The organism is Pseudomonas sp. yb_2 (genome assembly GCF_043103905.1).
Lineage (GTDB): Bacteria > Pseudomonadota > Gammaproteobacteria > Pseudomonadales > Pseudomonadaceae > Aquipseudomonas > Aquipseudomonas alloputida.
Window position 1 is genome coordinate 49,583 of sequence record NZ_JBICKH010000071.1, and the last position, 9,400, is coordinate 58,982.

11 protein-coding genes are annotated in these 9,400 nt (G+C 62.2%); 7 read left to right on the forward strand and 4 right to left on the reverse strand.

The genetic code is table 11. The features are described 5' to 3' along the window. Positions 1 to 109: 109 nt before the first annotated feature. Genes ACF8FB_RS18260 through ACF8FB_RS18290 form a run of 7 tightly spaced genes read left to right on the forward strand, consistent with a single transcriptional unit; the run spans position 110 to position 6,395 of the window. Positions 110 to 790 (forward strand): thermostable hemolysin, encoded by a 681-nt coding sequence (locus ACF8FB_RS18260; RefSeq protein WP_392511642.1) that lies wholly within the window; start codon positions 110 to 112, stop codon positions 788 to 790. Next, complete coding sequence (locus tag ACF8FB_RS18265) at positions 780 to 2,249, forward strand: AMP-binding protein (RefSeq protein WP_010953625.1); 1,470 nt, start codon at positions 780 to 782, stop codon at positions 2,247 to 2,249. Before ACF8FB_RS18260 ends, ACF8FB_RS18265 begins: the two co-directional genes overlap by 11 nt. Before the next feature lie 8 nt (positions 2,250 to 2,257). Next, a complete protein-coding gene (locus ACF8FB_RS18270) occupies positions 2,258 to 2,938 on the forward strand; it encodes a TenA family transcriptional regulator (RefSeq protein ID WP_129932157.1) in 681 nt (226 codons plus the stop codon). Then, entirely contained in the window at positions 2,925 to 3,731 is an 807-nt protein-coding gene (locus ACF8FB_RS18275; RefSeq protein WP_266024738.1) for an SDR family oxidoreductase, read from the forward strand. Before ACF8FB_RS18270 ends, ACF8FB_RS18275 begins: the two co-directional genes overlap by 14 nt. After that, complete coding sequence (locus tag ACF8FB_RS18280; RefSeq protein WP_392511643.1) at positions 3,728 to 4,369, forward strand: hypothetical protein; 642 nt, start codon at positions 3,728 to 3,730, stop codon at positions 4,367 to 4,369. The genes ACF8FB_RS18275 and ACF8FB_RS18280 overlap by 4 nt, the downstream gene beginning before the upstream one ends. A gap of 2 nt (positions 4,370 to 4,371) precedes the next feature. Then, positions 4,372 to 5,034, forward strand: a complete 663-nt coding sequence (locus ACF8FB_RS18285) for a response regulator (RefSeq protein WP_010953629.1) — start codon at positions 4,372 to 4,374, stop codon at positions 5,032 to 5,034. Then, complete coding sequence (locus ACF8FB_RS18290; RefSeq protein WP_336087954.1) at positions 5,031 to 6,395, forward strand: ATP-binding protein; 1,365 nt, start codon at positions 5,031 to 5,033, stop codon at positions 6,393 to 6,395. Before ACF8FB_RS18285 ends, ACF8FB_RS18290 begins: the two co-directional genes overlap by 4 nt. A 12-nt stretch (positions 6,396 to 6,407) precedes the next feature. Here the strand turns inward: ACF8FB_RS18290 and arsH are convergent, their stop codons facing one another. The 4 genes from arsH to ACF8FB_RS18310 are packed head-to-tail and all read right to left on the reverse strand — an operon-like array spanning position 6,408 to position 9,274. Continuing rightward, positions 6,408 to 7,109: an arsenical resistance protein ArsH gene (gene arsH / locus ACF8FB_RS18295; protein WP_010953631.1), complete on the reverse strand. Its 702-nt coding sequence runs from the start codon at positions 7,107 to 7,109 to the stop codon at positions 6,408 to 6,410. Positions 7,110 to 7,122: 13 nt separating this feature from the next. Continuing rightward, a complete protein-coding gene (locus ACF8FB_RS18300; protein WP_010953632.1) occupies positions 7,123 to 7,593 on the reverse strand; it encodes an arsenate reductase ArsC in 471 nt (156 codons plus the stop codon). Positions 7,594 to 7,621: 28 nt separating this feature from the next. After that, positions 7,622 to 8,905, reverse strand: a complete 1,284-nt coding sequence (arsB, locus tag ACF8FB_RS18305; RefSeq protein ID WP_010953633.1) for an arsenical efflux pump membrane protein ArsB — start codon at positions 8,903 to 8,905, stop codon at positions 7,622 to 7,624. A 21-nt stretch (positions 8,906 to 8,926) separates the two neighbouring features. Then, positions 8,927 to 9,274 carry a metalloregulator ArsR/SmtB family transcription factor gene (locus ACF8FB_RS18310; protein ID WP_010953634.1) on the reverse strand — a complete coding sequence of 116 codons (348 nt, stop codon included), beginning with the start codon at positions 9,272 to 9,274 and terminating at the stop codon, positions 8,927 to 8,929. Positions 9,275 to 9,400: the final 126 nt, after the last annotated feature.

Here is a 9,400-nt window from a genome sequence, read left to right on the forward strand (position 1 = left end):
GCACATGAACGAGCGCCGGGCTGAGGCGCTCCGACAGTAGCCGACTTCAGATTGCATTCAGATTCGGCCCCGATAATTCCCTCCGTCGCACCTAGGCGGGGGAAACTTCATGACTCAGTCTCATCAATGGCACAGTTTGCTTCCGTTACCCATCGGTAGCCATGCCGATCATCAGGCGCATCTTTCTCTTCACCTTAGCGGCGATCATGGGCGAGGCGAGCTGGAGCACTTCATACACGAGCGCTTTGCCAGTGTGCACCAGGCGGATGTGCAGCATTACCTGCCGGAGCTGCTTGCCTTGCAGGGTAGCCACGGTCGCCTGATCGCGGCGGCAGGCATGCGGCCGGCCAGCGAAGGGCCGCTCTTTCTTGAGCGGTACCTGGACGAGCCTCTGGAATCCGCTGTTTCACGGGTAACCGGTGCCTCACCGGATCGCAACTGCATGGTAGAAGTAGGCAACCTGGCCTCGCTCAGCGCCGGTAGCGCTCGAATAATGATCATCGCCGTGACGTGGTTGCTGGCCATGCGAGGTCTGGAGTGGGTCGCATTCACGGGCGCCGCGACACTGTTCAACAGTTTCCGGCGACTGGGGCTGGTGCCCACCGTTCTGGCCTCAGCGGATCCTGCGCGCTTGCAGGGCCAAGTGGACCAATGGGGGACCTACTACGACCAGCGACCCCAGGTATTTGCCGGCAACATAGGCATTGGCTTCGATGCCCTGAAGCAGGCGGGCATGTTCGAGCGGCTTGGGTTTCCCATGTTAGCCCTGGAGACCGGCCATGCGGCATGAACTGACAGCCTTTCAGGCACTGTTGCGCCAGCACGCCGTGGAGCATCCTGACGCCGTGGCCGTTCAGGGCGATGCGCAGCGTTACACCTACCGGCAACTGCTCAACGAAGTCGAATCCCGTGCGAGCTGCTTGCGCAGCCAACCACCGGGAACCTTCGCCGTGGTGCTGGATAACGGGCCCGAAGCGCTATTCTGGGATTTGGCGGCGCTGTTCGCCGAACGCGCCAGTGTGACAGTGCCGCCGTTTTTCAGCGCGACCCAGTTCCAGCACTGCTTGCAGCAAAGCGGAGTGACGGCGGTCGTGTGTGAGGCGCAGTGGGCCGAACAGCTCATTGCGCTTGGCTTTGCCCGGCAGGCGCCAGCTGGCGTGTGGCAGCGTGACAGTTTTGTCGCCCCGGCGCTGCCTGAGGGCACTGCCAAGATCACTTATACCTCCGGTAGCACCGGCACGCCCAAAGGCGTGTGCCTGAGCGCTGAAACCCTGCTGCGTGTGGCGCATGAGCTGGAGGCCGCCAGCCGCCCAACCGCGCCGCAGCGATATCTGGCGGTACTGCCACTGGGCGTTTTGCTGGAAAACCTGGGCGTCTACGCCGCGCTCATGGCTGGCGCTTGTGTGCAGCTCTATCCGCAGCAGCAGTTGGGGATGGGAGGGGCAAGCCAGGTCGATTTCAAGCGCCTGTTGGGCGCAATCGCCCTCAGTGGTGCTCAGAGCCTGATCCTTGTGCCGCAGCTGCTGATGGGGTTGGTGACAGCGATCGAGCGCGGGCTGATGCGGGTCGGCCCACTGCGTTTGGTGGCGGTAGGCGGGGCTCGGGTATCGCCAAGCCTGCTCGCGCGGGCCGAGGCAGTCGGTTTGCCGGTGTTCGAAGGTTACGGCTTGTCCGAGTGCGCCTCGGTAGTGGCGCTCAACCGCACAGGGGCTGTGCGCCCTGGGAGCGTCGGCAAGCCATTGCCGCATGTGCAGGTGCGCATCGCCGAGGATGGCGAAGTCCTGGTGGCCGGCTCGACATTGCTGGGCTACCTGGGAGAGCCGCCTGTAACCGGGCAGTGGTGGGCAACAGGCGATGTAGGCCACCTCGATGAGGATGGCTACCTCTACCTGGATGGCCGCAAGAAGCATCAGTTCATCACCAGCTTCGGGCGCAACGTCAACCCGGAGTGGGTAGAAGCCGAGCTGAGCCAAAGTGGTGTGATCGCCCAGGCTTTCGTGCATGGCGAAGCCTTGCCACGCAACCTTGCCTTGCTCTGGCCGCTGGATCCCGGCATCAGCGACGAGGCCATCGAACAGGCCGTACAGCAATGCAACGCGCGATTGCCCGATTACGCCAGGGTGCACGCCTGGCGCCGCTTGCCAGTGCCTCTGAGCACGCTTGACGAAACCCTGACTGCCAATGGCCGCCCGCGACGTGAGGCGATCTTGCAGCGTTACCACACCCTGTTGTCCGACATCTCGTTGTGAGGTTCACAATGTCCTTTTTCGACACCCTGCAAGTACAAACCGCCCAAGAGCGTCAGGCGCTGTTCGCCGTACCGGTGATCCGCGAAGCGCTGGCCGGCCAGGTCAGCCTGGACAGCTACGTCGCCTTCCTGACCCAGGCCTATTACCACGTGCGCCATACCGTGCCGCTGATGATGGCCTGTGGGGCTCGATTGCCGCTGCGGCTGGAGTGGCTGCGCGGCGCGGTCTGCGAATACATTGAGGAGGAATACGGCCACGAGCAGTGGATCCTCAACGACATCAGAGCGTGCGGTGGTGACTGGGAGGCCGTGCGCGATGGCCAGCCGGTGCAATCCATCGAGCTGATGGTCGCCTACCTGTACGACCTGATCGCCCGTGGCAACCCGGTCGGGTTGTTCGGCATGGTCAACGTGCTCGAAGGCACCAGCATCGCCCTGGCCACCCAGGCGGCAGGCGTTATCCAGAACACATTGGCACTGCCTGACCAGGCGTTCAGCTACCTCAGCTCGCACGGTGCGCTCGACCAGGAGCATATGGTGACCTACAAACAGTTGATGGATCGCCTCGACGATGCCGGTGACCAGCAGGCCGTTCTCCACGCGGCCAAGGTCGTCTACCGCTTGTACACCGAGATGTTCCAGGGCCTCCCGCGTGCCGGGCAGCAAGAGGTGCACCATGCGTTTGGCTGAGTCCGTGGTGATCCTCACCGGCGCCAGTGGGGGCATAGGCCTGGAATTGGCTGAACAGCTCTGCGCTGCCGGTGCCCAGGTGTTGGCCGTCAGTCGGCATATGGGCAAGCTGGCTGGCCTTATGAACCGGTACCCTGATCGTCTGCGCTGGCAGGAGGCCGACCTGCGCAGCCCGTCAGGGCGCGAACAGGTCATCGAGCGGGCACGCGAGATGGGGGCTGTGAATGTGCTGATCAACGCTGCTGGCGTGAATCGCTTCGCTCTGCTCGACCAGCTGGATGAGTATGCGTTGGACGAGCTATTGGACATCAACCTGAAGGCTCCCCTGCAACTGACCCGCGCCTGCCTGCCGTTGCTGCGCGCTCAGCCCAAGGCGTTGGTGGTCAATGTCGGGTCGACCTATGGCTCGATCGGCTACCCCGGCTACGCCACCTACTGCGCCAGCAAGTTTGCGCTGCGTGGTTTTTCGCAAGCGCTGCGCCGCGAGTTGGCCGACACCACGGTGAACGTGCTGTATGCCGCCCCCCGGGCGACCCGCACAACGATGAACAGCAGCGCTGCGACTGCGCTCAATCAAGCGCTGAAAGTTGGTATGGACGACCCGGCGGACGTCGCCCGTGCTGTGCTCCAGGCGGTGCAATCCGAGCGCACCGAGCTTTATCTGGGGTGGCCGGAAAAGCTCTTCGTGCGTATCAACGGCATGTTGCCGGGCATAGTCGATCGCGCACTGCGCAAGCAACTGCCAGTCATTCGCCGCTATATCGGCAGCCATTCCAAGGAGTCGAACAAATGAAGCGTCTGTTCATTGCCAGCTTGCTGGCATTTGCACCCTTCACCTGGGCATTGGACCAGGCAGGCAGCCAGCGCCTGAGTGATCTGCAGCAGCGCTGGGCGCAGATTCAGTACCAAATGCCCAAGGATAAGCGTGCCGACGCCTTCGAAAAGCTGGCAGGCGATGCAGCAACGTTTGTTCATCAGTATCCGGGCACACCTGAACCCTTGATCTGGGAGGGCATCATCAACAGCAGTTGGGCGGGGGCGACGGGTGGCCTCGGTGCATTGGGCAAGGTCAAGGCGGCGAAAGCCAGCCTGGAGCAGGCCATGAAGCTGGACCCCGCCGCCCTGCAAGGTTCGGCCTACACCAGCCTGGGCACGCTGTATGACCAGGTGCCCGGCTGGCCTATCGGTTTCGGTGATGCCGAGATGGCCGACAAGATGCTGCGCAAAGCCTTGCAGATCAACCCCAACGGTATCGACAGCAACTATTTCTGGGCCGATCATCTTTATCGGCAGAAGCGCTACCCTGAAGCTACCGCCGCCCTGCAGAAAGCCTTGCAGGCACCGCCCCGGCCGGGGCGTGAGTTGGCTGACCAGGGCCGGCGTGCCGATATCGATGCTTTACTCAAGGCCATCAAGGACAAACAGGACTGAACATGCGGCTGTTGCTGGTTGAGGATGACATCGCACTGGGGGAAGGGATCTGCGACGGCTTGCGCCAGGAGGGTTACACCCTCGACTGGTTGCGCGACGGTGTCAGTGGCTTGCATGCGTTGCAGCACGAGACCTTCGACCTGGTGATCCTGGATCTTGGATTGCCCCGCATGGATGGCCTCGAGCTACTCAGGCGATTACGCGCCGGCGGCGACAGCTTGCCGGTGCTGATCCTCACCGCGCGGGATGCCCTCGATGATCGCATTGCCGGCCTGGATGCCGGCGCCGATGATTACCTGGTAAAGCCTTTCGACCTCAATGAGCTCAAGGCACGCCTGCGCGCCTTGCTGCGGCGCAGCGTCGGGCGCGCCAAGGTGCTGATCGAGCATGCCGGGGTCAGCCTGGACCCGACCACCCAGCAAGTGCAATACAACGGCGTCGAGGTTGTGCTCACCCCCAAAGAGTATGTGCTGTTGCATGAGTTGCTGGCACAGCCGGGCAAGGTATTCACACGTGAGCGCCTGACTCAACTGCTGTATGGCTGGGATGAAGAGCCGGAGAGCAACACCCTGGAGGTGAACATCTACCATTTGCGCAAGAAGCTGTTCAACGGCCTGATTCGCACGGTGCGCGGCATTGGCTATCTGGTCGAGGTCAAGGCATGACCTCGCTTCGCCAGCGCACGCTGTGGCGTGTGATGCTCTTGCTGCTACTTGGTACCGGCTTGCTTGCGCTCTATAACTACCACGACAGCAGCCACGAAATTAACGAGGTGTATGACGCGCACCTGGCCCAGAACGCGCGTTTGCTGCAAGGCGTCATGAGCATGCCGGTACAAGAGGGCTCGCGTGAGGCGCTGTATCAGGCCTTCAACGATGCCTTGGGCAAAGCGGGGCGGCATCAGGTGGGGCACCCTTACGAAAGCAAGCTGGCATTCCAGGTCTGGGGTGAAGGCATGGCGTTGCTGGTGCATACACCCAGTGCGCCACCCATCGACCCACCACCCACTGCTCCAGGGTTCTACGACTTTTCCAGTGGCGGTGAACAATGGCGCGGTTTCGTTTTGCCGGTGCCGGAAAAACACTGGCTTATCTGGGTGGGGGAGCGTGATGATGTGCGCTACGACCTGATCGACCGCATCGTTCGCCACACGCTGTTCCCGTTCCTGCTTGGCAGCCTGGCGTTGGCACTGCTGGTGTGGGCTGCGATCGGCTGGGGGCTGCGGCCACTGCAGAACATGGCCAATGTCATCCGCAGGCGTCATGCAGATTCGCTGGAGCCGCTGCAACTGGTACCGCTTCCCACTGAACTGGAGCCCATGCAGGCGGCCATCAATCGCTTGCTGGCGCAGATCGACGATCTGCTGCGGCGTGAACATCGCTTCATTGCCGATGCTGCCCACGAAATGCGTACGCCTCTGGCCGTATTGCGCCTGCACGCGCAGAACGCGCTGGCCGCCAGCAATGATGCCGAGCGCCAGAAAGCCCTGGGCTTTCTTGTGGGCGGGGTCGATCGGCTGACACGGGTGGTCAACCAGTTGCTGACCTTGGCCCGCGTCGAGCCAAGACTGGGGCAGCGAGCCAGCACCCGGATCGACCTGGCCGAGGTCGTCACCGAAACCCTGGCTGAACTGACCCCATGGATACTGGACCGTGGCCTGGAACCCTCGCTGGACATCGACGAAGGGGACCACCACCTGCAGATCGACGCCGGCGCGCTGGGCATTGCGCTACAGAACCTGGTGTCCAACGCGGTAGAACACTCACCGCCTGGGGGGCGCATCGCCGTGTTACTGCGGCGCCTGGACAGCAGCGTCGAACTGGTCGTCGAGGATGAAGGGACGGGTATTGATGAGGAGAGCCTGTCCCGTGTATTCGAGCGCTTTTACAGCCGAAATAGCCCAAATGGTGCAGGCCTTGGGCTGTCCATCGTCGCGACCATCATCGACCGTATGGGGGGGCAGGTACGCCTTGAAAACAGAGCGGGTGGCGGGCTGGCCGCTACCTTGTCGTTTCCACTGTCTTGAATCACCTTTGCTTCAGATGGATCGCTGATTGACCCGCTCAGATAGCTGCTCGGCGCTTTCCTTGCGCTCCGAATAGCGATCGACCAGGAATGCCTGGCGGTCGCGCAGCAGCACGGTAAACTTCACCAGCTCCTCCATGACATCAACCACGCGATCGTAGTACGGCGATGGCTTCATCCGCCCGGCGTCGTCGAACTCCAGATAAGCCTTGGGTACCGAAGACTGGTTCGGGATGGTGAACATCCGCATCCAGCGGCCCAGCACGCGCAACTGGTTGACCACGTTGAACGACTGCGAGCCGCCGCACACCTGCATCACGGCCAGGGTCTTGCCTTGGGTGGGGCGCAATGCCCCCAGCGCCAAGGGAATCCAGTCGATCTGTGCCTTGAACACCGCCGACATCGCCCCATGGCGCTCTGGCGAGCACCACACCTGGCCTTCTGACCATTGCACCAGTTCACGCAGCTCCTGCACCTTGGGATGCTCTACGGGTACATCGTCAGGCAGCGGCAGGCCCGACGGGTCGAAGGTGCGGGTTTCGGCACCGAAGTGCTCCAGGAGGCGCGCGGCTTCTTCTACCAGCAAGCGACTGAAGGAGCGTTCTCGGGTAGACCCGTACAGCAGCAGGATGCGAGGTTTGTGTTCGCAGGTCGGGGTTGCCGAAGGCGGCAGGTCGAACAGCGTGAGGTCGAGGTTAGGCAGTTGCTCGGACATGTTTTCTTCCTGTTCAAAGCGAGCCGATGCGATCCAGCGCGTGCTTGAGCTGCTCGCGGTCGAGGTGATCGAACGGCAGCGCGAAGAAGGCCTGGCAGCGAGACTCGATGCGGGCCAGTGTGGCCCGGAAAGCCGCATCGACCGTAGCTTCGTCACCCACGACATCGGAGGGGTCTTCCAGCCCCCAATGCGACTTCAACGCAGGGCCGAAATACACCGGGCAGGCTTCGCCCGCTGCCTTGTCGCAGACGGTGATGACGATGTCGGGTGGGTTGCCCTCGAACGCATCGTTGCCTTTGCTGCTCAAGCCCTCGGTCGAGATATTGGCCTGCTGCAACGTGCTCAGGCTGCGTGGCAGCACCTGGCCCTTGGGAAAACTGCCAGCGCTGACTGCCTCGAAACCGGGCGGTGCCAGGTGGTTGAACATTGCTTCGGAAAGGATGCTGCGGCAGCTGTTGGCCGTGCACATGAACAGGACTCGCATGGAGGGCTCCTCCGCTGGGGGGCGAACGTCAGAGGCTCAGGCGCAGTGCCAGAGCAGAAAGGGTGATCAGCAGAACCGGTACCGTGAGCAGCAGGCCGACCTTGAAGTAGTAACCCCAGGTGATGCGCACGCCTTTACGCGCCAGCACATGCAGCCAAAGCAGCGTGGCGAGGCTGCCGATCGGGGTGATCTTCGGTCCGAGGTCGCAACCGATGACGTTGGCGTAGATCATCGCCTCACGTACCAGGCCCTCTGCACCGCTGGCCTGGATCGACAATGCGCCGATCAGCACGCTGGGCATGTTGTTCATGACTGAGGACAGCAGGGCGGAAATCAACCCGGTGCCAATGGCCGCGCTCCACAGGCCCTGCTCGGCAAGCGTGTCCAGCAGGTGGGTGAGCATGTCGGTAAGGCCGGCGTTCTTCAGGCCGTACACCACCAGATACATGCCCAGCGAAAATATCACCACCTGCCACGGCGCTTCCCGCAGCACGCGACGGGTTGAGATGCGGTGACCGCGAGCGGCCACGGCAAAGAGGATTGCGGCGCAGACGGCGGCCACCGCACTGATCGGGATGCCCAGAGGTTCCAGTGCGAACAGGCCTGCAAGCAGCACCAGCAGCACCCACCCACCGACTTTGAAGGTGGCGTGGTCATGAATTGCCTCGCTCGGCGCCTTCAGCGCATCGAGCGCGTACTGCTTGGGGATATCACGACGGAAGTACAGGAATAGCACCAGCAGGGTGGCCGCCACGCTGGCGATGTTCACCGGCACCATCACCGATGCGTATTCGGCGAAGCCCAGGCCGAAGTAGTCGGCCGAGACGATGTTGACCAGGTTGGAGACCACCAGCGGCAGGCTTGCCGTGTCGGCAATGAAGCCTGCTGCCATGACAAAGGCCAGTGTCGCTGCAGGTGAGAAGCGCAGCGCGAGCAGCATCGACATGACGATGGGGGTGAGGATCAGCGCCGCACCGTCGTTGGCGAACAGCGCCGATACAGCGGCGCCGAGCAGTACGCAGAAGGCGAACAGGCGGTGGCCGCTGCCGTTTGCCCAGCGTGCCACATGCAATGCGGCCCATTCGAAGAAACCCGCCTCATCCAGCAGCAAGCTGATGATGATGACCGCGATGAACGTGGCGGTGGCGTTCCAGACAATGGCCCATACGGCAGGGATGTCATGCAGGGAAACTACGCCTGTAGCCAGGGCGATGATGGCGCCTAGCGCGGCGCTCCAGCCAACACCGAGCCCCTTGGGCTGCCAGATGACCAGTATGAGGGTGAACACGAAGACAGCAATGGCGGGCAGCATGAAAATCTCGCTTGGTGATGATCAGCAGCAGACGGAATCACGCACGGGGCGACCGTCCATGTTCTTCAGCCGAAGGGCATTGTCAGCCAGCCATTGCGAATTGGCCTGCAAGGTGACCTGCAGCATTTCGTGAACCCAGGAAGGCAGCTCCGGATTCAGGCGGTAATACACCCACTGGCCCTGACGGCGGTCCAGCAGCATGCCATTGCTGCGCAGTTGTGCCAGATGGCGACTGATCTTGGGCTGGCTGTCGTTGAGTGCGCACATCAGTTCGCAGACGCACAGTTCGCCCAGGCTGGCGATAAGCAGAGTGGCGCGAGCGCGGGTTTCGTCAGAGAGGCTCTTGAAGACATCGGGCGGTGTGATCATGGGGGTGCCTGTACATACGGAAAAACGAATATACGTATTTCCATATGTACTATCAAGCCTTCCTGGGCTTGTGCGCTTGCAGCTCACCATCGCCACGCCCTTCGGTCGACAAAAGCAGGGTTTTGG